This is a genomic window from Micromonospora sp. IBSANI012 (assembly GCF_052814045.1).
In genome coordinates this window covers 1,422,587-1,446,930 of record NZ_CP199933.1, presented here as the reverse complement: position 1 = coordinate 1,446,930, position 24,344 = coordinate 1,422,587, and the positions used below count along the sequence as shown (strand labels likewise).

General features: G+C 74.2%; 17 protein-coding genes and 2 pseudogenes. 5 read left to right on the top strand and 14 right to left on the bottom strand.

The window, feature by feature from the left end:
- Positions 1-70 precede the first annotated feature (70 nt).
- From ACTWM8_RS06870 to ACTWM8_RS06860, 3 genes are all read left to right on the top strand, one after another.
- Positions 71-1,894, top strand: coding sequence for a GAF domain-containing SpoIIE family protein phosphatase (locus ACTWM8_RS06870; protein ID WP_446213079.1), 1,824 nt, complete (start codon positions 71-73; stop codon positions 1,892-1,894).
- A gap of 70 nt (positions 1,895-1,964) precedes the next feature.
- A complete protein-coding gene (locus tag ACTWM8_RS06865; protein ID WP_446213078.1) occupies positions 1,965-3,140 on the top strand; it encodes a PQQ-dependent sugar dehydrogenase in 1,176 nt (391 codons plus the stop codon).
- Between the two features lie 123 nt (positions 3,141-3,263).
- Positions 3,264-4,841: a metallophosphoesterase gene (locus ACTWM8_RS06860; RefSeq protein WP_446213077.1), complete on the top strand. Its 1,578-nt coding sequence runs from the start codon at positions 3,264-3,266 to the stop codon at positions 4,839-4,841.
- A 624-nt stretch (positions 4,842-5,465) separates the two neighbouring features.
- Here ACTWM8_RS06860 and ACTWM8_RS06855 read toward each other — a convergent pair.
- The 6 genes from ACTWM8_RS06855 to ligA form a co-directional block, all read right to left on the bottom strand.
- Entirely contained in the window at positions 5,466-7,823 is a 2,358-nt protein-coding gene (locus ACTWM8_RS06855) for a transketolase-like TK C-terminal-containing protein (RefSeq protein ID WP_446213076.1), read from the bottom strand.
- A 121-nt stretch (positions 7,824-7,944) separates the two neighbouring features.
- Positions 7,945-9,444: an Asp-tRNA(Asn)/Glu-tRNA(Gln) amidotransferase subunit GatB gene (gene gatB / locus ACTWM8_RS06850; RefSeq protein ID WP_446213075.1), complete on the bottom strand. Its 1,500-nt coding sequence runs from the start codon at positions 9,442-9,444 to the stop codon at positions 7,945-7,947.
- 13 nt (positions 9,445-9,457) lie between these two features.
- Positions 9,458-10,933: an Asp-tRNA(Asn)/Glu-tRNA(Gln) amidotransferase subunit GatA gene (gatA, locus tag ACTWM8_RS06845; protein ID WP_446213074.1), complete on the bottom strand. Its 1,476-nt coding sequence runs from the start codon at positions 10,931-10,933 to the stop codon at positions 9,458-9,460.
- Positions 10,930-11,235 (bottom strand): Asp-tRNA(Asn)/Glu-tRNA(Gln) amidotransferase subunit GatC, encoded by a 306-nt coding sequence (gene gatC / locus ACTWM8_RS06840; protein ID WP_088963593.1) that lies wholly within the window; start codon positions 11,233-11,235, stop codon positions 10,930-10,932. Before gatC ends, gatA begins: the two co-directional genes overlap by 4 nt.
- Positions 11,236-11,451: 216 nt before the next feature.
- Positions 11,452-13,845 (bottom strand): putative bifunctional diguanylate cyclase/phosphodiesterase, encoded by a 2,394-nt coding sequence (locus tag ACTWM8_RS06835; RefSeq protein ID WP_446213073.1) that lies wholly within the window; start codon positions 13,843-13,845, stop codon positions 11,452-11,454.
- A 157-nt stretch (positions 13,846-14,002) separates the two neighbouring features.
- Positions 14,003-16,138 (bottom strand): NAD-dependent DNA ligase LigA, encoded by a 2,136-nt coding sequence (gene ligA, locus ACTWM8_RS06830; RefSeq protein ID WP_446213072.1) that lies wholly within the window; start codon positions 16,136-16,138, stop codon positions 14,003-14,005.
- Between the two features lie 175 nt (positions 16,139-16,313).
- Here ligA and ACTWM8_RS06825 point away from each other — a divergent pair, with 175 nt between their 5' ends.
- On the top strand, positions 16,314-16,817 hold the full coding sequence (locus tag ACTWM8_RS06825) for a type II toxin-antitoxin system PemK/MazF family toxin (protein ID WP_446213071.1): 504 nt from the start codon (positions 16,314-16,316) through the stop codon (positions 16,815-16,817).
- A 56-nt stretch (positions 16,818-16,873) separates the two neighbouring features.
- On the opposite strand, the gene ACTWM8_RS06820 is transcribed toward ACTWM8_RS06825, so the two are convergent.
- The 6 genes and pseudogenes from ACTWM8_RS06820 to ACTWM8_RS06795 form a co-directional block, all read right to left on the bottom strand.
- Positions 16,874-17,887, bottom strand: a complete 1,014-nt coding sequence (locus ACTWM8_RS06820) for an ADP-ribosylglycohydrolase family protein (protein ID WP_446213070.1) — start codon at positions 17,885-17,887, stop codon at positions 16,874-16,876.
- 37 nt (positions 17,888-17,924) lie between these two features.
- Positions 17,925-18,293 (bottom strand): VOC family protein, encoded by a 369-nt coding sequence (locus ACTWM8_RS06815; protein WP_446213069.1) that lies wholly within the window; start codon positions 18,291-18,293, stop codon positions 17,925-17,927.
- A 37-nt stretch (positions 18,294-18,330) separates the two neighbouring features.
- On the bottom strand, positions 18,331-19,335 hold the full coding sequence (locus tag ACTWM8_RS06810; protein WP_446213068.1) for a methionine synthase: 1,005 nt from the start codon (positions 19,333-19,335) through the stop codon (positions 18,331-18,333).
- 50 nt (positions 19,336-19,385) lie between these two features.
- Complete coding sequence (gene mnmA, locus ACTWM8_RS06805; RefSeq protein ID WP_446213067.1) at positions 19,386-20,459, bottom strand: tRNA 2-thiouridine(34) synthase MnmA; 1,074 nt, start codon at positions 20,457-20,459, stop codon at positions 19,386-19,388.
- A gap of 217 nt (positions 20,460-20,676) precedes the next feature.
- Positions 20,677-21,852 (bottom strand): cysteine desulfurase family protein, encoded by a 1,176-nt coding sequence (locus ACTWM8_RS06800; protein ID WP_446213066.1) that lies wholly within the window; start codon positions 21,850-21,852, stop codon positions 20,677-20,679.
- A gap of 142 nt (positions 21,853-21,994) precedes the next feature.
- Positions 21,995-22,231, bottom strand: a pseudogene (locus tag ACTWM8_RS06795) (class F sortase); the annotation flags it as partial.
- On the opposite strand from ACTWM8_RS06795, the pseudogene ACTWM8_RS06790 reads away from it, so the two are divergent.
- A pseudogene (locus ACTWM8_RS06790) lies at positions 22,181-22,414 on the top strand (anti-sigma factor); the annotation flags it as partial. The pseudogenes ACTWM8_RS06795 and ACTWM8_RS06790 sit on opposite strands and share 51 nt — an antisense overlap.
- 163 nt (positions 22,415-22,577) lie before the next feature.
- Here the strand turns inward: ACTWM8_RS06790 and ACTWM8_RS06785 are convergent.
- Together ACTWM8_RS06785 and ACTWM8_RS06780 are read right to left on the bottom strand one after the other, a co-directional pair.
- Positions 22,578-23,537, bottom strand: a complete 960-nt coding sequence (locus ACTWM8_RS06785; protein ID WP_446213065.1) for an electron transfer flavoprotein subunit alpha/FixB family protein — start codon at positions 23,535-23,537, stop codon at positions 22,578-22,580.
- 11 nt (positions 23,538-23,548) lie between these two features.
- Positions 23,549-24,328: an electron transfer flavoprotein subunit beta/FixA family protein gene (locus tag ACTWM8_RS06780; RefSeq protein WP_357912716.1), complete on the bottom strand. Its 780-nt coding sequence runs from the start codon at positions 24,326-24,328 to the stop codon at positions 23,549-23,551.
- Positions 24,329-24,344: the final 16 nt, after the last annotated feature.

The following is a 24,344-nucleotide window of genomic DNA, read 5'->3' as shown; positions in this document are numbered from 1 at the left end:
GCCGCCTGCCGGGTATAACCGAGGGTCGGAGCGCAACCCGGTGCCCCGCACGTGCGCAGACAGGTGGCCGATGACCGAGCGCTCCCCGCACCGTCGCGGTCCGCTGCCCGCCGTGGACATTCCCGCGCTGACGGACCCGGCGCGGCTGCGCGCGCTCGCCGAGACCGGTCTGGACGCCGAACCCGACGAGGCGTTCGACCGCTTCGCCCGGCTGGTGAGCTACCTGCTGGAGGTGCCGGTCGCGCTGGTGTCGCTGGTCACCGACGAACGGCAGTTCTTCCCGGGCGCGGTCGGCCTGCCGGAGCCGTGGGCCGCCCGTCGGCAGACCCCGCTGAGCCACTCGTTCTGCCAGCACGTGGTGGACATCGAGATCCCGATGGTGCTGCCCGACGCCCGGCTCTACCCCCGGGTGTGGAACAACCTGGCCATCGCGGAGCTGGGCGTGGTCGCGTACGCGGGGATGCCGCTGACCGATCTGGACGGCCGGGTGCTCGGCTCGCTCTGCGCCATCGACAGCAAGCCCCGCGCCTGGACCGCCAACCAGCTGCGTACCCTGGCCGACCTCGCCGCCGCCTGCTCGTCGGAGCTGCGGCTGCGGATCGCGCTCGACGGCGCGGAGGAGGCCCGGCGGCGGGTCGAGGAGGCGCACGAGCGGCTCAAGCTGCTCTCCGCGCTGAGCGAGACCCTGACCGGCACCCTCGACGTGGCCACCGCGGTGGACCGGCTGACCGCGGCGGTGGTGCCGCTGCTGGCCGACTGGGCGCTGGTGACGCTGGTCGACCGGGCGGGCGCGCCACGCCGGGTCACCGCCCTGCACCGGGACCCCGGCCAAGCCGCCCAGGTCGACCGCTTCGCCGAGCTGATGACGACCGGCCTCGGCCCGGAGTCGATCACCCGTATGGTGCTGCGCACCGGCCAGCCCGTGCTGGGCAGCGCGGCCACCCTGGACGACGTCCGGCGGGCCACCACCGACCCGGAGATGGTGTCGCTCGCCGACCGGCTCGGCTTCGCGTCGCACCTGTCGGTGCCGGTGCCGGCGCCCGGGCGCGGTGCGGTGGTCGGCTGCGTGACGCTGATCAACGGCCCGGGGCGGCGGCCCTTCGACGACAGCGACCTGCACACCGCCCTGGAGATCGGCCGGCGGGCCGGCCAGGCGCTCGGCAACAGCTGGATGTACGACGAGCAGCGGCGCGTGGCCGAGGTGCTCCAGCACAGCATGCTGCCGGTCCTGCCGGAGAGCCCCCGGGTCCAGCTGGCCGCCCGCTACCAGCCGGTGGCGGACCGGGTCGAGGTGGGCGGGGACTGGTACGACGCCTTCGTCCAGCCCGACGGCGACCTGGTCGTGGCGATCGGTGACGTCGCCGGCCACGACATCGAGGCCGCCGCGACCATGGGCCAGCTGCGCAACCTGGTCCGGGGCAACGCCTTCGGCCGGACCGACCCGGTGGACGAGCTGATGACCCAGCTGGACCGCGCCATCTCCGGGCTGCGCATCCCGGCCGCCGCCACGGCCACCCTGGCCCGGCTGCGTCCCCGCGCGGCCGGGGGCCTGACGGTGAGCTGGTGCAACGCCGGGCACCCACCGCCGCTGCTGGTCGACGCCGAGGGCGTGGTCCGGGTCCTCGGCGGCCGGCGCGAGCCGCTGCTCGGCTTCGCCCGGCCGATCCCCCGCAGCAGCCAGGAGACCACCCTGGCGGCGGGGGACACCCTGCTGCTCTACACCGACGGCCTGATCGAGCGCCGGGACCGCTCCATCGACGAGGGGCTGGCCGAGCTGCTGAGCCGACTCTCCGACTCCGGCCCGCTCCCCCTCGCCGAGCTGTGCGACCTGCTGCTCGCCTCCGGGGACCGGCGCGAGGACGACGTCGCGCTGCTCGCCGTCCGGGCCCGCTGAGCGGGTCGCGACGCCCTCGACCGTCGCCGGTGGGCCGGGGAGTCCGGATTCGCGGGCTAGGCTGGGCCGGGTGAGCGCCCGTCCCCCGTACCCCCGCACCGGCCGCCGTCGCGCGGCGCTGGCGGCGTCCTGCGCGGCGCTGCTGCTGGCCACCTCCGGGTGCAGCTTCGGCCCGCCGGAGCCGGACCCGGCCGGCGAGCCCCCCAACCTGCCCACCCCGTCCGCGTCGGCGAGCGCCGGCGGCGCCGGTCAGGAGGTGGTCGCCACGGTCCTGGCCAAGGGGTTGCGGGTGCCGTGGGGCATCGCGTTCCTGCCGGACGGCGGCGCCCTGGTCACCGAGCGGGACAGCGGGCGGATCCTCAAGGTCGGCCCGGAATCCGGCCCGGAGGGGTTGCGGGTCGCGCCGGTGCAGACCGTGCCGGACGTGGCGGCCGGCGGCGAGGCGGGGCTGCTCGGCATCGCGGTCTCCCCGGCGTACGCCAGGGACGAGACCGTCTTCGTCTACTACACCACCGAGCGGGACAACCGGGTCGCCCGGCTGAAGCTCGGCGGCACGCCGACGCCGATCCTCACCGGCATCCCGAAGGCGGGCAACCACGACGGCGGCGGGCTGGCCTTCGGCCCGGACGGGCAGCTCTACGTGAGCACCGGTGACGCCGGCAACCGGGACTTCGCGCAGGACCGGAAGAGCCTCGGCGGCAAGATCCTGCGGATCACCGCGGACGGCAGACCGGCGCCCGGCAACCCGTTCCCCGGCTCGCCGGTGTGGTCGCTCGGGCACCGCAACGTGCAGGGCATGGCCTGGGACGCCGGCAAGCGGATGTACGCCACCGAGTTCGGCCAGAACACCTGGGACGAGATCAACCGGATCGACAAGGGCGCCAACCACGGCTGGCCCACCGTCGAGGGGCAGGCCGGCGACAAGCGGTACGTCGACCCGATCGTGCAGTGGCGCACCGCGGAGGCGTCCTGCTCGGGGCTGGCCGCGACGGGCCGGCTGCTGGTCACCGCCTGCCTGCGCGGCGAGCGGCTGTGGCTGCTCGAGCTGACCGACACCGGCACCGTGCTCGGGCAGCCCCGCCAGCTGCTGACCGGCCGGTACGGTCGGCTGCGTGCGGCGGCCGCCGCCCCGGACGGCTCGCTCTGGGTCTCCACGTCCAACCACGACGGGCGGGGTGAGCCGGCGCCGGAGGACGACCGGCTGCTGCGGCTGGTCTTCGCCGACGGTGGTGCCGGGCGCAGCTGAGCACCGGCCGAACGGCTGTCATGAGCGGCCGGGAGGCGCGACACACCGGGAGTTTCGGCGCGGAACGCGCCGCCGTCGGTCGGGTTTGGCAAGATCCATCATTGGGCAGGTCAGAATCTCAGCATGGACGGTGGGGAGAACGAGCAGCGCGGGCCCGGGGACGAGGACACTCCCCCGGCCCGGCGTGAGCGACGCTGGCGGCCCCGGCGGGACCGGGCCGGCCGGGCGGGCCGGTCGGGGTGGGTCCGGCGGGTGGGCGTGGTGCTCGCCGTCCTGACGGTCGCGCTGGCCGGGGCCGTGATCGGGGTGCTGGCCGGCGGCCGGGTGAACACCGACATCGGCCCGTTCCGGGCCAACCTCACCCTCGCCCCGGCGATCAAGGGCAGCACTACCGTCGACGTCCCGCCGCTGGGCGCGCTCCAGCTCGACAGCCACGACGGGCCGACCCACCTGACCGTCCGGCTGGGCGCGCTCGACCAGCGCAAGACCGAGGCGCTGATCGACGACCCGGCCAGCATCAACCGGGCCAGCCTGTCGGCGGTCGAGGACGTCCGCGACGGTGTGATGCGGCTCGGGCTGCGTACCGCCGGGTCGGCCGTGCTGGCCACGCTGCTGCTGGCCGGGCTGGTCTTCCGGGACGTCCGCCGCACCGCGTGGTCCACCGGGCTCGCGCTGGCGGTCACCGCCGGCAGCCTGGGACTCGCCGCGGGCACCCTGCGCCCCCAGGCGATCGAGGAGCCACGGTACGAGGGGCTGCTGGTCAACGCCCCGGCAATCGTCGGCGACGCCCGCCGCATCGCCAACGACTACTCGCGCTACGCCGAGCAGCTGCAGCGCATCGTCGGCAACGTGAGCCAGCTCTACACCACGGTCTCGGCGCTGCCGGTGTACGAGCCGGCGCCCGGCACCACCCGGGTGCTGCACGTCTCGGACATGCACCTCAACCCGACCGGCTGGCAGCTGATCCGCACCGTGGTGGAGCAGTTCGACATCGACGTGGTGATCGACACCGGCGACATCACCGACTGGGGCAGCGAGCCGGAGGCCTCCTTCGTGGGCTCGATCGGCCTGCTGAAGAAGCCATACGTCTACATCCGGGGCAACCACGACTCCTCGCGAACCGCCGCGGCGGTGGCCCGGCAGCCGAACGCGATCGTGCTCAACAACTCGACCACCAGCGTCGCGGGGCTGACCATCGCCGGGATCGGCGACCCCCGGTTCACCCCCGACAAGGAGACCTCGCCGGCCGGCAGCGGTCTGACCAAGCAGGTCGCCGAGCAGGTGATCGGGGCCGGTGAGCAGCTCGCGGCCACCGTGCAGCGCTCACCCCGACCGGTGAACATCGCACTGGTGCACGACCCGGCCTCCGCCGGCCCACTCTCCGGCACCTGCCCCCTGGTGCTCGCCGGGCACACCCACGCCCGCCAGGTGTCCAAGCTGCCGCAGCAGCTCGGCAAGCAGTCCACCCAGTTGATGGTGGAGGGCTCCACCGGCGGGGCGGGGCTGCGCGGTCTGGAGGGCGAGAAGCCGACCCCGCTGTCGATGACCGTGCTCTACCTCGACCAGCAGAAACGGCTCCAGGCCTACGACGACATCACGGTCGGCGGCACCGGGCAGGCGCAGGTCAACCTGGAACGCCACGTGGTCAAGGAACCGGCACAGGGCGCCCCGGTCCCCGTCACCCCCACCCCGACCCGCTGACCCACCCCGGCCGCGCGCTCCGACGGCAGCGAGCCGCACGACCGGCTCGCTGCCGGCAGCGGCCCACGGCCGAGCGCTGACCGCCCAGCCGACGCCGGACCGGCAGCACGGCTCCGGCTCCGGCTCCGGCTCCGGCTCCGGCTCCGGCTCCGGCTCCGGCTCCGGCTCCGGGGATCGTCACCCAACGCAAGCTTCTCTCCATCACCGGCACACCGCCTCGCGCGCTTTGCTCTGCTGCCGCGGAGACAACAGTCACCTAAGGTGATCGAGCATCTGGAGATCGTTGTCGGCGATGCCCTGGTCAGGAGCGGTGTTGCCGGGAGGGCAGCAGAGCAAAGGGGCGACCGGAGGTGCGCGGCCCCACGCCGACCGTCACCCTCCGCAACCCTCACGCCGGGTGAATCGCAGGCGCCTCCGAAACGGACCGACAGGGCCGGGGACGCTCGGTCGGTGTGCCCGACGGGCACATGGCCGGTCCCGCCGCCGCCACCGACCTCCGCAACGGACCGACGGGGGCCGGAAACGCTGAGTCGGTGTGCCCAACGCGAACCGGGCCGTCCCGCCGCCGCCACCGCGGATGGCGGCGGGGCGGGCTCGGCTCAGGCTCCGCGCCCCTGGCTCAGCTCAGCGCAGCGACAGCGCGGCCAGGGCGGCGTTGACGATGCTGCCGGGCAGCAGGTCGTGCAGCTCGTACAGCTCGCGGACGCTGCCGGACTGGCCGAACTCGTCCACCCCGAGCGGCACCGCCGGCACGCCGAGCGCCGAGCCCAGCCAGGCCATCGCGTGCGAGGCGGCGTCGTGCACGGTCACCACCGGGGCCCGGTCGCCGAACGCCGCCCGCAGCGCGCCGGGCACGCTCGGCACGGTCGCGGTCCGCACACCCTGGCGCAGCGTCCGCTGCCAGGCCCGGTAGAGCCGGTCCAGCGACGTCACGTCCACCACGTGCGCGGCGATGCCCTCCTCCGCCAGTTCCGCGGCGGCCGCGAGCACCTCCGGCAGCACCGCGCCGGAGCCGGCCAGGGTGACCACCGGGGCGTCCGCCAGCTGCGGGTACGCCTGGTGCGCGTCGACCAGCCGGTACGCCCCGGCGACCACCTGCCGCCGCAGCACCGCGTCCCCGATCCGGGCCCGGGCCGCCTCGAACGGCGCCTGGTCGATCGGCCGGGTGCTCAGCCGGAAGTAGTACGCCCCGTCCTCGGCCGGCGCGGCGGTGGCCGCCGGCGTCGACCCGCCGGCGATCTGCCCGAGCGCGTCGCAGAGCAGCCAGTCCAGGCTGGCCGCGTACGCCGGCTCGAGGAAGGTGACGCCGGGCAGTTCCAGGCCGACGGAGGCGGTGATGGTCGACTGGTGGGCGCCGCCCTCGGGGGCGAGGGTGATGCCCGACGGGGTGCCGGCGACCACGAACCGGGAGCCGGAGTAGGTGCCGTAGAGGAACGCGTCCAGCCCGCGCAGCACGAACGGGTCGTAGACGGTGCCGATCGGCAGCAGCGGCTGCCCCGACAGGTCCCACGACAGGCCGAGCTGCCCGAGCAGCAGGAACAGGTTCATCTCCGAGATGCCCAGCTCGATGTGCTGGCCGGCGGGGCTCTCCGTCCAGCGCAGCATCCGGTCCTCGGTCCACGAGCGCTGCTCGGTGGGGGCGAAGACGCCGGTCTTGTTGATGAACCCGGCGAGGTTGGTGGAGGTGGCCACGTCCGGCGCGGTGGTCACCAGGTACGGCGCGACGGCGGGATCCCGGGCCAGGTCGACCAGCACCCGACCGAAGACCTCCTGGGTGGAGACGGGCTTGTTGGCGCGTACCCGGGTGGTTTCCGGGACGGCGACCCCCAGCGACCGCTCGCGGGGCGCGCGGGACAGCGCCTCCCGGCGCTCGCCGGCCCGGATGCCGGCCGGCGACGCCGGGTCGAGGCGGTCCCACTCGGTCTCGGCGGTCAGGCCGTTGGCGGCGCGCAGCGCGTCGACCTGCTCGGTGCTGAGCAGCGCGGAGTGGTTGCGCGGGTTGCCGGCGATCGGCAGCCCCCACCCCTTGACGGTGTACGCGAAGACCACACTGGGCCGGTCGGTCACCGCGTCGCACTGCGCGTACGCGTCGAGCAGCGCCTGCAGGTCGTGCCCACCCAGGTCGGTCACCAGCGGGCCCAGCTCGTCGTCTCCGATGTCCGCGACGAAGGCGCCCACCTCGGCCGGCGCGCCGTCGAGGAACTGCTTGCGCAGGGCCGGCCCCTCCAGCCCGAACAGCGACTGGTACTGCTCGTTGGGCATCAGGTCGATCCAGTCGCGCAGCGCCTCGCCGCCCGGCCGGGCGTACGCCTCGGCGAGCTTGCGGCCGTACTTGACCTCCACGACGTGCCAGCCGGCGGCCTCGAACTGGCCCCGCCACTGGTTGATCCGGATGCCGGGGACGACCCGGTCCAGCGACTGGCGGTTGAAGTCGACCAGCCACATCACGTTGCCCAGCCCGGTGGTGGCCGGGTCGGCGACGGCCTCCCAGATGTTCCCCTCGTCCAGCTCGGCGTCGCCGATCAGGGCGACGAACCGGGAGTGCGGACGCGCCCCGAAGTGCGCGTCGACGTAGCGGCGGGTGACCGCGGCGAACAGCGGCGCGGCGGCGCCGAGCCCGACGGAGCCGGTGGAGAAGTCCACCTCGTCCGGGTCCTTGGTGCGCGACGGGTACGACTGGAGCCCGCCCCGCGCCCGCAGCTTCGGCAGGTACGACCGGTCCAGGTTGCCCAGCAGGTACTGGATGGCGTGGAACACCGGCGAGGCGTGCGGCTTGACCGCGACCCGGTCCTCGGCGTCGAGGTGGGCGAACCAGAGCGCGGTCATCGCGGTGACCAGGGAGGCGCTGGAGGCCTGGTGGCCGCCGACCTTCACCCCGTCGCCGGTGTCCCGGTCGTGGTTGGCCGCGTCCACGATCCGGGTGGCGAGCCAGAGCACCCGCCGCTGGATCTCGTCGAGGACGTCGAGGTCGTGCTGGTTCACGGTGACTCCATCCGGGCGTCGCCGTTGACGCCCTCGCGAGGGGTGGCGCGGATCGCGCGTACTCGGGGGGAAGCGGGAAGGCCGCCGCCGGGTTGCGACGGCGGCCTTCGACGTGTCGGGCTCAGCCCTGGACGCCGAGGCGTTCCAGGATCAGCTCGCGGACGGTCTTGGCGTCGGCCTGGCCGCGGGTGGTCTTCATGACCGCGCCGACCAGCGCGCCGGCCGCGGCGACCTTGCCGCTGCGGATCTTGTCCGCGACCTCCGGGTTGGCGGCGATGGCCTCGTCCACGGCGGCGGTGAGCGCGCCGGTGTCGGAGACGACCTCCAGGTTCCGGTTGGCCATGATTTCGGTCGGCGAGCCCTCGCCGCCCACCACGCCCTCCAGGACGGTACGGGCCAGCTTGTCGTTGAGCTTGCCCGCGTCGACCAGCCCCTGGAGCTCGGCGACCTGCGCCGGGGTGGCGCCGACGTCGGCCAGCTCGATGCCGGCCTCGTTGGCCCGCCGGGACAGCTCACCCAGCCACCACTTGCGGGCGGCGGCCGGGGTCGCGCCGGCGGCGATGGTGGCCTCGATCAGCTCGACCGCGCCGGCGTTGAGCACCGACTGCATGTCCAGGTCGGACAGGCCCCACTCCTGCTGCAGCCGGCGGCGGTGCAGCCGGGGCAGCTCCGGCAGGGCGGCCTTCAGCTCGGCCACCCAGGCGGTGTCCGGGGCGAGCGGCACCAGGTCCGGCTCCGGGAAGTACCGGTAGTCGGTGGCGGTCTCCTTGGACCGGCCCGGCGTGGTGTCGCCGGTGTCCTCGTGGAAGTGCCGGGTCTCCTGGGTGATCTTCCCGCCGGCGTCGAGCACGGCGGCCTGACGCAGCATCTCCGAGCGCACCGCCCGCTCCACCGAGCGCAGCGAGTTGACGTTCTTGGTCTCGGTGCGGGTGCCCCACTCCTCGCCGGGGAGGTTGAGGGAGGTGTTCACGTCGCAGCGCAGCGAGCCCTCCTCCATCCGCACGTCGGAGACGTCCAGCGAGCGGAGCACGTCGCGCAGCTCGGTGACGTACGCCCGGGCCACCTCCGGCGCCAGCGCGCCGGTGCCCGGCACCGGCTTGGTGACGATCTCCACCAGCGGGATGCCGGCGCGGTTGTAGTCGACCAGCGACTCGGTCGCGCCGTGGATGCGGCCGGTGGCGCCACCGACGTGCAGCGTCTTGCCGGTGTCCTCCTCCAGGTGCACCCGCTCGATGCCGATCCGCACCAGCTCGCCGCCGATCTCGACGTCCAGGTAGCCGTCGAAGCACAGCGGCTCGTCGTACTGGCTGATCTGGAAGTCCTTCGGCATGTCCGGGTAGAAGTAGTTCTTCCGGGCGAACCGGCACCACTCGGCGATGGAGCAGTTGAGCGCCAGGCCGATCCGGATGGTCGCCTCGATGGCCGCCTTGTTGGCCACCGGCAGCGAGCCGGGCAGGCCCAGGCAGACCGGGCAGACCCGGGTGTTCGGCTCGCCGCCGAAGTCGGTCGGGCAGCCGCAGAACATCTTGGTGTTCGTGCCCAGCTCGACGTGGGTCTCCAGGCCGATCACCGGTTCGTAGCGCGCGACGACCTCGTCGTACGCGGGCAGTGTCGTGGTCATCTGAGCTCCTGCCTCACAGCGCCGGTGGGGTGAACGTGCCGACCACGGACTCCAGCGCGGCGGCGACCCGGTACATCCGGTCGTCGGCCATCGTCGGGGCCATCACCTGCAGGCCGACGGGAAGTCCGTCGGAGAGGCCGCAGGGCACCGAGATGCCCGGGCCGCCGTACAGGTTGGTCGGGATGGTGAACAGGTCCGCCAGATACATCTGGTAGGGGTCCGCGGTGCGCGCGCCGATCGGGAACGCCACGAACGGCGTGGTCGGCGAGATCAGCGCGTCGACCCGCTCGAAGGCGGCGGTGAAGTCCCGGGTGATCAGGGTGCGGACCTTCTGCGCCTGCCCGTAGTAGGCGTCGTAGTAGCCCGAGGAGAGGGCGTACGTGCCGATCATGATGCGCCGCTTGACCTCGGCGCCGAAGCCGGCCTCCCGGGTCAGCGACATGACCTCCTCCAGCGACCGGTTGCCGTCGTCGCCGACCCGCAGGCCGAACCGGACGCCGTCGAACCGGGCCAGGTTGGAGGAGCACTCGCTGGGCGCGATCAGGTAGTACGCCGGCAGGGCGTACCGGAAGTGCGGGCAGGACACCTCGACGATCTCGGCGCCCAGCTTGGCCAGGGTGTCGACCGACTCGCGGAAGGCGGCCATCACGCCCGGCTCCGCGCCCTCGCCGGTGAGCTCGGTGACGATGCCGAGCTTCACGCCGGTCAGGTCGCCGGTGGCGCCGAGCTTCGCGGCAGCCACCACGTCCGGCACCGGGGCCGGGATGGAGGTCGAGTCGCGCGGGTCGTGCCCGCCGATCACCTGGTGCAGCAGCGCGGCGTCGAGCACCGTACGGGCACACGGGCCGGGGGTGTCCAGCGACGAGGAGAACGCCACCAGGCCGTACCGGGAGGTGCCGCCGTAGGTGGGCTTCGCGCCGACCGTGCCGGTGACCGCGCCCGGCTGGCGGATCGAGCCGCCGGTGTCCGAGCCGATCGCCAGCGGCGCCTCGTACGCGGCCAGCGCGGCGGCGCTGCCGCCACCGGAGCCGCCCGGGATCCGGTCCAGGTCCCACGGGTTGTGGGTCGGGCCGTACGCGGAGTATTCGGTGGAGGAGCCCATCGCGAACTCGTCCATGTTGGTCTTGCCGAGCATCACCGTGCCGGCGTTGCGCAGCCGCTGCACGATCGTCGCGTCGTACGGCGGACGCCAGCCCTCCAGGATCTTCGACCCGACAGTGGTGGGCACGCCCTTGGTGGTGAGCACGTCCTTGACCGCGACCGGCACGCCGGCCAGCGGGCCCAGCTCGTCGCCGGCGGCCCGGCGGTCGTCCACCTGGCGGGCCGCGGCGAGCGCGCCCGCGGAGTCGACGTGCAGGAAGGCGTGCACCCGGTCGTCGACGGCGGCGATCCGGTCCAGGTGGGCCCGGGTGACCTCGACGGCGGAAGTCTCGCCGCTGGCGACGAGACCCGCGATCTCGACGGCGGTCAGCTTGGTCAGGTCGCTCATGAGGCCACATCCTCGTCCAGGATCCGCGGGACGCGGAACCGCTGCTGGTCGGCGTCGGGCGCGCCGGACAGCGCCTCCTCCGGGGTCAGGCACGGCGTCACCACGTCCTCGCGGAGCACGTTGGTCAGCGGCACCGAGTGGGAGGTCGGCGGGATGTCCGCCGCGGCGACCTCGCCGACCTGGGCCACCGACTGGAGGATCACGTCGAGCTGGCCGGCGAAGACGTCCAACTCCTCCTCGGTGACGGCGAGCCGCGACAGTCGCGCCAGGTGCGCGACCTCCTCGCGGGAGATGGCGGCCATCGGTGCCCCCTTCGTGGCTGTCCTGCTGCGTCTGCGGTGTGCCGGCCGCGCGATCGGAGATGACGCGCGGTGACCGGAGCGAGTCTATTGTCCTGCGGTCACGCCGACGCCTCCGACTCCCCCTGCGCCCGCCCGGCGGGTCGGTCCGGTCGCCGTCGCCGGCTCAGCCGGTCGGCCCACCACGGCCACCTCACCGGTCGGCCCACCGTGCCGAAGTCAGCGGGTGGGGCGGCGCGGCGCCTCGGCGTCCGGGCCGCCGGTCGGGTGCACCGGCCGGTACCGGGTCAGCCAGGTCACCAGCTCGTCGGCGGGCATCGGCCGGGCGTGGAACCAGCCCTGCGCCACGTCGCAGCCGGCCGCGTGCAGCATCCGCCAGGTCCGCTCGTCCTCCACGCCCTCGGCGACCACCCGCAGGCCGAGCGCGCCGGCCAGCTCGATCATCGACCGGACGATGGCGGCGTCGTCGGCGTCGTCGGCCATCCCGAGGACGAACGAGCGGTCCACCTTCACCTCGGCCAGCGGCAGCCGGCGCAGGTGCTGCAAGGACGAGTACCCGGTGCCGAAGTCGTCCAGGGAGATGGCCACCCCGATCCGGTGCAGCCGGGAGATGGTGGTGAGCACCCGCCGGGGGTCGGCCATCAGCGCGCCCTCGGTGATCTCCAGTTGCAGGCGTTCGGGGGCCACCCCGAAGGCGGCCAGCCGGTCGGCGATCCGGTCGGCGATCTCGCCGGTGTGCAGGTCGCGGACGCTGACGTTGAGCGCCGCCCGCAGGTGGACGCCGGCCGCCGACCACTTGGCCAGCTGTTCCACCACGTCGTCGACCACCCGCTGGGTGAGCAGCCGCATCACCGCGCTCTGCTCGGCCACCCGGATCAGCTCCTCCGGGTCCACCATGCCCCGGCGCGGGTGCCGCCAGCGCAGCAGCGCCTCCACCCCGACGACCTCGCCGGTGGCGATGGCGATCTGCGGTTGGTAGTACATCGTGATGACGCCGACGTCGGCCGCCGCGTCCTCGGCCCGTTCCGGCGGGGCGGGAACCGCCGGCAGCTCGGGCCGCTCGGGCCGCTCGGGCTCGGCGGCGGGCTGCCCGGCGCGGCGGCGGGTCGGGTCGGCGCCGGTCAGGATCTGGTTCAGCAGTTCGTCGGAGCCGTCCACCGCGATTCGCGCCCGCCGGCGCCGCGGCCACCAGCGCCCGCCCGCGCCGTTCGTCCCGGCGCCGTCCGGTCCCGCGGCGTCCGTCCCGGCGGCGAGCCGGGAGGGCAGCGCGGCGCCGTCGCCGCCCCGCACGGTCCGCCCGGCGGGCGGCCCCGCCTCGAGTACGCGGCGCAGGTCGGCCAGGAGCCCCAGCCGCTCGGCCGAGTTGTGGTCCGACTCGGCGGCGTAGACGGCGACGGTGTCGTTGCGGTGCTTGGCGTCGTACATCGCCACGTCGGCGTGGCGCATCAGGGTGGCGAAGTCCTCGCCGTGCTCGGGGAAGAGCGCGATGCCGATCGAGGCGCCGACGTCCAGCGGCAGCCCGTCCAGCGACACCGGTTCGGTGAGCGCCGCGACGACCCGGTCGGCCAGCTCGCGGGCCTCGTCGACGCCGTCGAGCCGGCCGGCGACGATGGCGAACTCGTCCCCGCCGAGGCGGGCCAGCATGTCCCGGCCGCCGACGACGTCCACCAGCCGGGCGCTCACCTCGACCAGCAGCCGGTCGCCGACGGCGTGACCGAGCGCGTCGTTGACGTTCTTGAACCGGTCCAGGTCGATCAGGAGCAGGGCCAGGTGGGCGTCCCGGTCGCCCTTGGCGACCCGCTCGGCGTGCAGGTGCACCTGCTCGGCCACCTCGGCGAGCAGCGCCTTGCGGTTGGGCAGGCCGGTGAGCGGGTCGAGCGCGGCGAGGTGTTCCTGCTCGGTGGAGAGCCGGGACATCCGGTAGACGGCGAAGAGCGGCACCAGCACCAGCGGGATCAGCGCGGCGCTGGCCCGGGCGGCGGTGACCAGCACCGGGGCGAGCAGCAGCAGCGAACCGGTGGAGAGCAGCTCGTACGGCAGCGCCTGGCGGACGCTCGGCCACCACCGGCCGCCGAAGCGCAGCCGCAGCGCGCTGCTGACCAGGCCGAAGTTGACGGCGAACCAGGTGAGGGTGGCGCCGCCGACGGCGGTCACGTCCGTCCAGCCCAGCCGACCGCCGTCGAAGAGTCCGCCCGGCCCGAGCCGGAGTACCAGGTACGCGGCGCCGAGCGCGCAGGCGTACTGGGCGGCGTTGAAGGTGGTCCGCCAGAGGGCGTGGCGCATCCGCCAGCCGGAGACGGCGACCGCGACGGCCTGCACCGCCACGGCCGGCCCCAGCCCCCAGCCGAGCAGGATCGCGAAGGTGAAGCAGGTGGACGGGAAGACGGCCGAGGTGTGCCGCCGGCCCGGCGGGACGAAGGGCCGCGCGTCACTGGCGACGGCGAGCGCCGCCATCGCCCAGAACGCCGCCGGCAGCCGGGGCAGGCGGTCGGGGAGCCCGATCAGCGGCAGGGCGGAGACCAGCAGCGCCAGCCCGACCACCGCGGCGACGAAGCCGGCGAACCGCGCCTCCCGCCCGGGCGGGACGGAGTTGCGGGGGTCGGCTGTCTCCATCGCACCTCCCGGGCATGCGGTCCACGGCGCGCGCCGGTCGCGCACCGTGCCCCAATGAAACGCCCTGGGTGGCCGTAGCCCGAGGCGACAGTCACGAATCGGTCGTAGTCGTAATTAAGTTGGTATACGACCCCAAGATCCCCGCCGGCCCGCCGGTTCACCCCTCGACGCGGGCGACCTCCCGGGCCGCGTCCGGCCCCCGGTCGAGCAGCACCCGGAAACCGTCCTCGTCGAGGACCGGCACCTTGAGGGTGGCCGCCTTGTCGGCCTTGGAACCGGGGTTGTCGCCGACCACCACGAAGCCGGTCTTCTTGGAGACGGAGCCGCTGACCTTGCCGCCGAGGCTCTGGATCGCCTCGGACGCCTGGTCCCGGCTGAACCCGGCGAGGGTGCCGGTTACCACCACGGTGACCCCCTCCAGCGGGCGCGGCCCCTCGTCGACCGCCTCCTCGGCCATCCGTACGCCGGCCCGGGCCCACTTCTGCACGACCTCGCGGTGCCAGGCGACGGCGAACCATTCCTTGATGCTGGCGGCGATGGTCGGGCCGACACCGTCCACCGAGGAGAGTTCCTCCTCGCTCGCCGCGTCGATCGCCTCGATCGAGCGGAAGTGCCGGGCGAGGGCCTGCGCGGCGGTGGGGCCGACGTGCCGGATGGAGAGCGCGACCAGCACCCGCCACAGGTCGCGCTCGCGGGCGACGGCGAGGTTGTCCAGCAGCTTGGTGGCGTTGCTGCCGAGCGTGCCGTCCTTGTTGACGAAGAACGGCGAGCGGCCGAGCTGCTCGGCGTCGAGCTGGAACAGGTCACCCTCGTCGGTGATGATCTCGGCGTCGAGCAGCGCGGCGGCGCCCTTGTAGCCGAGCACCTCGATGTCGAAGGCGCCCCGCCCGGCCAGGTGGAACACCCGCTCGCGCAGCTGCGCCGGGCAACTGCGGCTGTTGGGGCAGCGGATGTCGACGTCGCCCTCCTTGGCCGGCGCCAGCGGGGTGCCGCAGGCCGGACAGCTGGTGGGCATGACGAACGGGCGGGCGTCGGCGGGACGCAGGTCGACCACCGGGCCGAGCACCTCGGGGATCACGTCGCCGGCCTTGCGCAGCACCACCGTGTCGCCGATCAGCACCCCCTTGCGCTCGACCTCGCGGGCGTTGTGCAGGGTCGCCAGGGCGACCGTGGAGCCGGCCACCCGCACCGGTTCGAGCACGGCGAACGGGGTGACCCGTCCGGTGCGCCCGACGTTGACGTCGATGTCGAGCAGCTTGGTGGTCACCTCCTCCGGCGGGTACTTGAAGGCGATCGCCCAGCGCGGCGCCCGGCTGGTCGAGCCGAGCCGGCCCTGGATGGAGACCGGGTCGACCTTCACCACCACGCCGTCGATCTCGTGCTCGACGTCGTGCCGGTGCTCGGCGTAGTAGGCGATGTAGTCCGCGACGCCGGCCAGGTCGGGCACCACCCGCCAGCGGTCGCTGGTCGGCAGGTCCCACGCCTTCAGCGCCGCGTACGACTCGGACTGGGCGGTGGGCCGGAAACCGCGCCGGGCGCCGATGCCGTGCACCACCAGGCGCAGCGGCCGGGAGGCGGTGATCCGCGGATCCTTCTGCCGCAGGCTGCCGGCGGCGGCGTTGCGCGGGTTGGCGAACGGGGCCTTGCCCTGCTCGACCAGGCCGGCGTTGAGGTCGGCGAAGGCTGCCACCGGGAAGTAGATCTCGCCGCGCACCTCCAGCAGCTCGGGCAGGTCGCCGAACTCGGCGGACGGGGTCAGCCGGCCGGGCACGTCGCGGATGCTGCGGACGTTGGCCGTCACGTCCTCGCCGGTCCGCCCGTCCCCCCGGGTGGCGGCGCGGACCAGGCGGCCCTTCTCGTAGGTGAGGTTGATGGCCAGGCCGTCGACCTTCAGCTCGCACAGGTAGGGCACCGGGCCGCCGGCGTCCCGCTCGACCCGCTCGGCCCAGGCGGCCAGCTCCTCGTCGGCGAAGGCGTTGTCGAGGGAGAGCATCCGTTCGGCGTGGGTGACCGGGGTGAAGTCGGTGGAGAAGGTGCCGCCGACCCGCTGGGTGGGCGACTCGGGGCTGCGCAGCGCCGGGAACTCGGCCTCCAGCGCCTCCATCTCGCGCAGCCGCCGGTCGAACTCGGCGTCGGAGATGGTCGGCGCGTCGAGGACGTAGTAGCGGTACTGGTGTTCGGTGAGCTCCTGGCTCAGCGTGGCGTGCCGTTCCCGCGCCTCGGGGGTCGGCTCGCCGCCGGCCGCCGCCTCCTGCGCGGGGCTGACCTGCTGAGGGATCGCTTCTTCGGACACCCTGCCGCCTCCGGACACCAGTGGGATCTCCCCGTGATCACGCTACCTCCGCACCGTATCGGGCCGGTGGGACAATCCCCCGCCACCCCCGCCGCGCCCGACGGGCGGCGACCCGTCGGCCGTGCGACGATCGCCGGACGTCGGCGGCGTCGGCGCCGGAGAGGCAGGAGTGGGAATGCCCGAGTGGGTGTGGTGGGCGGTGCTGGTCGTGCTGGCCGTGGCCGCCGGTTGGGCCTGGAACGAGTGGCGACGACGCGGCGGCCGCCCGGCGGCGGGCGAACGCACCCCGCCCGAGCGGGGCACGCCGCCGCGCGACCGGGCCCGCCCCACCGCGCCGCCCCGCCCGCGCACCCCGACGGGTACGCCCCGGCCGGGCGAGATCTGGTGGGCCGACGTCCCGTTCCACGACGGGACCGGCTCGAAGGTGCGCCCCTGCCTGGTGCTCCGCGCCGACGACCGGGGCGCCGACGTCCTGAAGATCACCAGTCAGGACAAGAGCAACCGCGACGACCACGTCCGCATCCCGACCCACGAGTGGGACCCCGACGCCGACCACGACAGCTGGCTCGACCTGGCCGAGTCCGTCCACGTCCCGAGCAGCGCCTTCACCCACCGCGCCGGCACCTGCGACCAGTCCCTCTGGCACCGCCTGCGGTCCCTCCCCCACCTCCCCAGCTGACCCACCCACCGCGTCGACCGTGAGGTTGACCGCGGTGGTCGATCCTGGCCGCCCGGTCAGTCCCAGCGGGTGGCGAGGGTGGTGAGCTGGTCGGCGTACTCGATGCGGGTGGACCAGTCCTGCGGCCAGGCGGCCATGCCGTGGGCGGCGCCGACGAAGGCGCCGGCCAGGGCGGCGATCGAGTCGGAGTCGCCGGCGGTGGTCGCGCCCCGGGCGATCGCGGCGACCGGGTCGTCGGGGTGGCGCAGCGCGCAGAGCAGGGCGGTGGCCAGCGCCTCCTCGGCGATCCACGCCTCACCGGTGTCGCGGCACGGGTCGCCGCCGTCGTCGGGTCGGCCCAGCGCGGCGACCAGCCGGTCCAACGCCTGCCGGCACTCGTCCCAGCCGCGGGCGACGAACTCCTCCGGGGACGTCGCGCCGGACCGCTGCCACAGGTCGCCGAGCCAGTCGGCGCGGTAGACCCGCCGCTGCTCCCCCGCCCGCGCGATCAGCACGTCGGGCAGTTCGGCCAGGCCCGCACCGTCGCGCAGCAGCCGCACCGCGTACGCGGTCAGCTCGCTGGCCGCCAGGCCGGTCGGATGACCGTGGGTGAGACCGGCCTGGAGCTGGGCCAGCCCGGCCAGAGTGTCGAGGTCGACGTCGAGCAGCCCGACAGGGGTGACCCGCATGTTCGCGCCGCAGCCCTTCGAGTCGACCACGGTCGCCTCCTGCCAGCGCAGCCCACGACCCAGCTCGGCGCAGGCCCGCAGGCAGGTCATCCCCGGGGCGCGGTTGTTGTCCGGGCTGACCGCCCACGCTCCGAAGCGCTGCCGCAGCAGCGGCTCGACCACCTCAGGGGTATACGCGGACGCGTCGTGCAGCGCCCACGCCACGGCCAGGGCCATCTGCGTGTCGTCGGTGACCAGCGCCGGATCGCCGACCAGCTCACGCGGGCCGCCCGGGCCGTAGCGACGGGTGATCTCGGCGACGGTCAGGAACTCGGTCGGCTTGCCGAGGGCGTCGCCGTAGGCGAGACCGAAGAGCGAACCGGAGGCACGGCGGGGCGAGGAGTCGATCACGCCCGCGATCATGCCGCCCGGCCGCAACCCCCGGCCGGCCGCGGTCGGCTCAGTCCCAGCAGAGGCAGAACGGGTGACCGGCCGGGTCGGCGTAGACCCGCCAGCCGTCCCCCTCGCCCGGCAGCCGGCGCGCGCCGAGGGCGAGCACCGCCTTCTCCGCCGCCTCGATGTCGTCGACGGTGACGTCGAGGTGGAACTGCTGGGGCCGTTCCGGGTCCGGCCAGGCCGGGGCCCGCAGGTTGAGCGCCTTCTGGAAGGCGAGCCGGGGCTGGTGCCCCGGCGAGCCGCCGAGCACCACCCAGTCGTCGCCGTCGGAGTTCTCCTCCACCAGCGGCAGGCCGAGCAGCTCGGCGTAGAAGCCGGCCAGGGCCCGGGGATCCGGGCAGTCGATCACCGTGGAACGCAGCTGTCCAATCATGTCGGTCATCCTGCCCACCGGGTACGACGAAAAACCCTCACTCCTCGTGCAGTCGCCGGCCGGCGTCCCGGCAGGCGGCCAGCACGGCCCGGGCGTACCCCGGGGTGGCGTTGGCCAGGCCGCAGGCCGGGGTGACCACCACCTGCTCGGCGAGCTGGCGGCGCGGGAAGCCGAGGCGGTCCCAGAGCGTGCGTACCCGGTCGGCGACCTCGGCCGAGGTCGGCGCGCGACCGGCGGACGGCGGCTGGGTGAGCGCGGCGCCGGCGAACAGCCCGAGCCCGGCGTCGATCGCCTCGCCGAGCGGGTCCAGGTCGGTGACGAGCGCGAGGTCCAGCGCCACGGCGACCGCCCCGGTTGACCGGATCAGCTCCAGTGGCACGTCCGGCGCGCAGCAGTGCACCACGGTCGGCACCCCGGCCGCCTCGATCACGGTGCGCAGCAGGGCGCGGGCCACCTCGGACTCGACCGGCCGGTGGGCGCCGAAGCCGCTCTCGGTGGGCACCCGCCCGGCGAGCACCGTTGGCAGGGACGGCTCGTCGAGCTGGAGCAGCACCGACGCCCCGGGTAGCCGGCGGGCCACCGCCTCGACGTGCAGCCGCAGCCCTTCGGCCAGGGAACCGGCCAGGTCGCGCACCGCGCCCGGGTCACGCAGCAGCCGCCCGCCGATCGGCAGCTCCAGCGCGGCCGCCAGAGTGAACGGTCCGGCCGCCTGGATCTTCACCGGCCCGGTGTACCCCTCAGCCTGCTCGGCGAGCTGGTCGAGGTCGCGTTCCATCAGGTCCCGGGCCCGGCGCAGGTCCCGGCCGGGGCGCAGCGCGATCCGCCAACGGGCCGCGTAGAGCTCGACCGGTAGCTCCACCAGCAACCCGCCGGTCCGGCCGATGAGGTCGGCGCCCGGTCCACGGGCGGGCAGTTCGGGCAGGTGGGGTAGGGCGGGCAGCTCGCCGAGGACGACCCGCTGCGCTTCGGCGATGTCGGTGCCGGGCAGCGAACCGATGCCGGTTGCTGCCCCCGCGGGCCAGGGCCAAGGCTGATCAGTCACGGCCGAAGGGTAGCCGCTCGGCGTGGCCGGCCGGAGGCGGACGGCAGCGGTCAGTCGGTGATGGTGGCCGAGCCGAGCACCACGTCGCCGGCCGGGTCCGGCCGGTACGCGACGATCGCCTGCCCGGCGGCCACGCCGCGCACCGGGCGGCGCAGCTCGGCGCGGAGCCCGTCGCCGGTCAGCTCGACGGTCGCGGGGACCACGTCACCGTGGGCGCGCAGCTGCACCTCGCACTCGACCGGTGCGGTCGGTCGCTCGCCGCCGGTCCAGACGGGACGGGTGGCTTGCACCCGGGAGACGTCCAGCGCCTCGGCCGGGCCGACGGTCACCGTGTTGGTCTTCGGGGTGATGGAGAGCACGTAGCGGGGGCGGCCGTCCGGGGCGGGCCGGTCCAGGTGCAGGCCGCGCCGCTGCCCGACGGTGTACGCGTAGGCGCCGGTGTGGCTGCCCACCACCGTGCCGGTGAGGGCGTCGACCACGTCGCCGGGCGCCTCGCCGAGGCGGCCGGCGAGGAAGCCGCGGGTGTCGCCGTCGGCGATGAAGCAGATGTCGTGCGAGTCCGGCTTGTCGGCCACCGCCAGCCCGCGCCGGGCCGCCTCCTCGCGGACCTGCGCCTTGGTGGAGTCGCCGAGCGGGAAGAGGGACCGGTCGAGCTGCTCCCGGGTCAGCACGGCGAGCACGTACGACTGGTCCTTGGCGAGGTCGACGCTGCGGCGCAGCAGGCCGTCCGCGCCGAGCCGGGCGTGGTGGCCGGTGACCACCGCGTCGAAGCCCAGGGCCACCGCCCGGTCCAGCACCGCCGCGAACTTGATCTTCTCGTTGCAGCGCAGGCAGGGGTTCGGGGTACGGCCGGCCGCGTACTCGGCGACGAAGTCGTCCACCACGTCGGCGTGGAACCGCTCGGCCATGTCCCAGACGTAGAACGGGATGCCGATGACGTCGGCAGCCCGCCGCGCGTCCCGCGAGTCCTCCAGGGTGCAGCAGCCGCGCGCCCCGGTGCGGTAGGTCTGCGGGTTGCGGGCCAGCGCCAGGTGCACCCCGGTCACGTCGTGCCCCGCCTCCACGGCGCGCGCCGCCGCGACGGCGGAGTCCACCCCGCCCGACATCGCCGCCAGAACCCTCACCGTGACACCTCCCTCACCCCACGACCCTATCCGCCCCCGCGCGGCCGTCCCCACCCCCGCCACCCGGCTGCGCCGCCGGTCACCGCCAGCCGCGCGTTCGGGCACTCACGGCCGGGACGAACCGGGCGAAGCGTCACCGCCGCCGACCGTCGGGGCCGGCGGCAGACGCCGGCAGCGGCCCGGCGGACAACGCCGAGCCGGGGCGGGAGGCGGCGGGTCAGCGGAGGGTACGCAGGGCGGCCGCGCGGCGGGCCCGGTCGACGGCCGCCGGGAGGGCGGCGATCAGGGCGTCCACGTCGGCGGGGGTGCTGGTGTGGCCGAGGGTGAAGCGCAGCGAGGAGCGGGCCCGGTCGTCGTCGGCGCCCATCGCGATCAGCACGTGCGAGGGCTGGGCCACTCCGGCGGAGCAGGCCGAGCCGGTGGAGCAGGCGATGCCCTGGGCGTCGAGCAGGAGCAGCAGCGCGTCCCCCTCGCAGCCGGGGAAGGAGAAGTGCGCGTTGCCGGGCAGCCGGTCGGTCGGGTCGCCGTTGAAGATCACCTCGGGCACCGCCTCGCGGACCCGCCGGACCAGGTCGTCGCGGAGCGCGGCCACCCGTACGGCGTACTCCTGCTGGCCCTTCACCGCGGCCTCGACGGCGACGGCGAAGGCCACGATGCCGGCGGTGTCGAGCGTGCCGGAGCGGACGTCGCGCTCCTGGCCGCCGCCGTGCAGCAGCGGGGTCGCCGGCACGTCGCGGGCCAGCAGCAGGGCACCGGCCCCGGTCGGGCCGCCGAGCTTGTGCCCGGTGACGGTGAGCGCCGAGACGCCGCTGGCGGCGAAGTCCACCGGCACCTGACCGACCGCCTGGATCGCGTCGGTGTGGAACGGCACCCCGTGCGCGGCGGCCACCGCGGCCAGCTCGGCCACCGGCTGGACGGTGCCGACCTCGTTGTTGGCCCACATCGCGGTCACCACGGCGACCTGGTCGGCGTGCGCGCCCAGCTCGGCGCGGAGCCGTTCCGGGTCCAGCCGGCCGGCCGCGTCCACCGGCAGCCAGCCCACCTCGGCGCCCTCGTGGTCGGCCAGCCAGTCCACCGCGTCGAGCACCGCGTGGTGCTCGACCGCGCTGGAGACCACCCGGACCCGGCCCGGGTCGGCGGCGCGGCGGGCCCAGAAGACGCCCTTGACGGCGAGGTTGTCGCTCTCCGTGCCGCCGCCGGTGAAGACGACCTCGGAGGGGCGGGCGCCCAGCGCGGCGGCGACCCGTTCCCGCGACTCCTCCACCCGTCGCCGGGCGCGCCGGCCCGCCGCGTGCAGCGACGACGCGTTGCCGACCTCGCGGGCGGTGGCGACGTACGCCTCCAACGCCTCGTCGAGCATCGGGGTCGTCGCCGCGTGATCCAGGTATGCCATCACCGTTCAGCCTAACGGCCTGCAGCCGTCCCGCCGGACGCCGGACCACCGGGGGCCCGGGCCGGCGCCGGGGCGGGGCGCCGCACGAGGGCGCCATCCGGGCGGCCGGGCCGGCGGGTGACGGGTCCACCGGTGTCACGGCTCAGGCCGGTACGGCCGAGACGACGATGTTGTCCCGGTAGTGCCGGGTCTTCGGGTCGAACGGGCCGCCGCAGGTGATCAGCGTCAGCCGCGGTCTGCCGTCCCGGGCGACGTACCGCTCCAACGGGATCTTCGTCTTGGCGTACTCCTCGCGGGCGACCACCCGGTACGCCCGCTGCTTCCCGTCGTCGCGAATCTCCCGGACGTTCCCGGGTATTACGAGGTCTGGCTGATCAACCCGACCAGCATGGAGATGTTCTCAATCGGTGTGCTGCGCGATCCGTCGGGGGATGCGCTGCTCCCGCTACCACCAAATGTCGATCTTCAGGCATACTCGGTTGTCGACGTCTCCGCCGAGCAGTACGACAACAAGCCCGCCCACTCCGGCGACAGTTTGCTGAGGGGCGCCCTGACGGGCTGATCGGCGGGCCGGCTCAGCTCCCCGGCCCGCCGATCAGCTCCCTTTTCCCACCGCACGGGAACGGCGGCGCAGACGGAAAAGAGTGGCCATCCGCGAGGATGGCCACTCTTTTCGTAGCTGCGACCGGCCGGGGCGCCGGTAGTCGCGGCGCCCCGGGGCGGGGTCACTTGCGCTTGCGGATCTCCTCGGCGGCCTGCGGCACGACCTTGAACAGGTCGCCCACCACGCCGAAGTCGGCCAGCTCGAAGATCGGGGCCTCGCCGTCCTTGTTCACGGCGACGATCGTCTTCGAGGTCTGCATGCCGGCCCGGTGCTGGATCGCACCGGAGATGCCCAGCGCGACGTAGAGCTGCGGGGAGACGGTCTTGCCGGTCTGACCCACCTGGAACTGGTGCGGGTAGAAGCCGGAGTCGACCGCCGCGCGGGACGCGCCGACGGCGCCGCCGAGCAGGTCGGCCAGCTCCTCGACCAGCTTGAAGTTGTCGGCGTTGCCGACACCACGACCACCGGAGACCACGATGCCGGCCTCGGTCAGCTCGGGGCGGGAGCCCTTCTGCTCGGCGACCCGGTCGACGACCTTGGCCAGCTTGTCGGTGTCGGTGACCGCCACCGTGAGCTGCTCGACGGCCGGGGTGGCCGGCGCCGGGGCCGGGTTGACCGAGTTCGGCCGGACGGTGACCAGCGGCAGGCCCTTGGTGACCTTGGACTTGACGATGGTGGAGCCGGCGAAGGCGACCTGGGTCGCGGTGCCGTCGGCGGCCAGGCCGACCACGTCGGTCAGGATGCCGTTGTCGAGCTTGACGGCGAGGCGGGCGGCGATCTCCTTGCCCTCCTGCGCGGAGGCGAGCAGCACGGCGGCCGGCTGCACCCGCTTGACCAGCTCGGCCAACACGGTGGCCTTCGGGGCCACCAGGTAGCCGTCGATCTCCTCGCTCTCGGCGGCGTAGATCTTCTCCGCGCCGTACTCGCCCAGCTTGGCGCTCAGCGCCTCGGCGGCGCCGGCGCCACCGAGCACCACCGCGCTCGGGGTGCCCAGCTCGCGGGCGAGGGTGAGCATCTCCAGGGTGACCTTCTTGACGCCGAATTCCCGGGTGGCTTCGACGACGACGAGAACCTCAGACATGTCCAGACCTCTCACACGAACTTCTCGGTGGCGAGGAACTCGACCAGCTTGACGCCGCCCTCGCCCTCGTCGGTGATCTTGGCGCCGCCGGAACGCGGCGGGCGCTTGGTGTGCTCCAGCACGGCGCTGGTCGCGCCGTCGAAGCCCACCTCGGTCGGGGCGACGCCGAGGTCACCCAGGGAGAGCGTCTGCACCGGCTTCTTCTTGGCGGCCATGATGCCCTTGAAGGACGGGTAGCGCGGCTCGTTGATGGTGTCCCAGACGGAGACCACGGCCGGGGTCGAGGCGGTGACCACCTCGTAGCCCTCCTCGGTCTGCCGCTCGACGGTCAGCGTGGCGCCGTCGACGGTGAGCTTGCGGGCGCCGGTCAGCGCCGCGACGCCCAGCCGCTCGGCGATCATGTGCGGCATGACCTGGACCCGACCGTCGGTGGACTCGGCACCGCAGATGACCAGGTCGGCGTTGAGCTGACCGAGGGCGGCGGCGAGCACCTTCGAGGTGGCCACGGCGCAGGACCCGTGCAGGGCGTCGTCCACCACGTGCACGGCCTTGTCCGGGCCCATGGAGAGCGCCTTGCGGATCGACTCGGTCGCCCGGTCCGGACCCATGGTCAGGATGGTGACCTCGCCGCCGTGCGCCTCCTTGATCTTCAACGCCTCTTCGATGGCGTACTCGTCCATCTCGTTGATGACGTTGCTCGCCGAACCGCGGTCGACGGTGTTGTCGTCAGGACGCAGGTTGCGGTCCGCGCCCGAATCGGGCACCTGCTTGACGAGTACGACGATGTTCATCGCGTTTCGACGACCC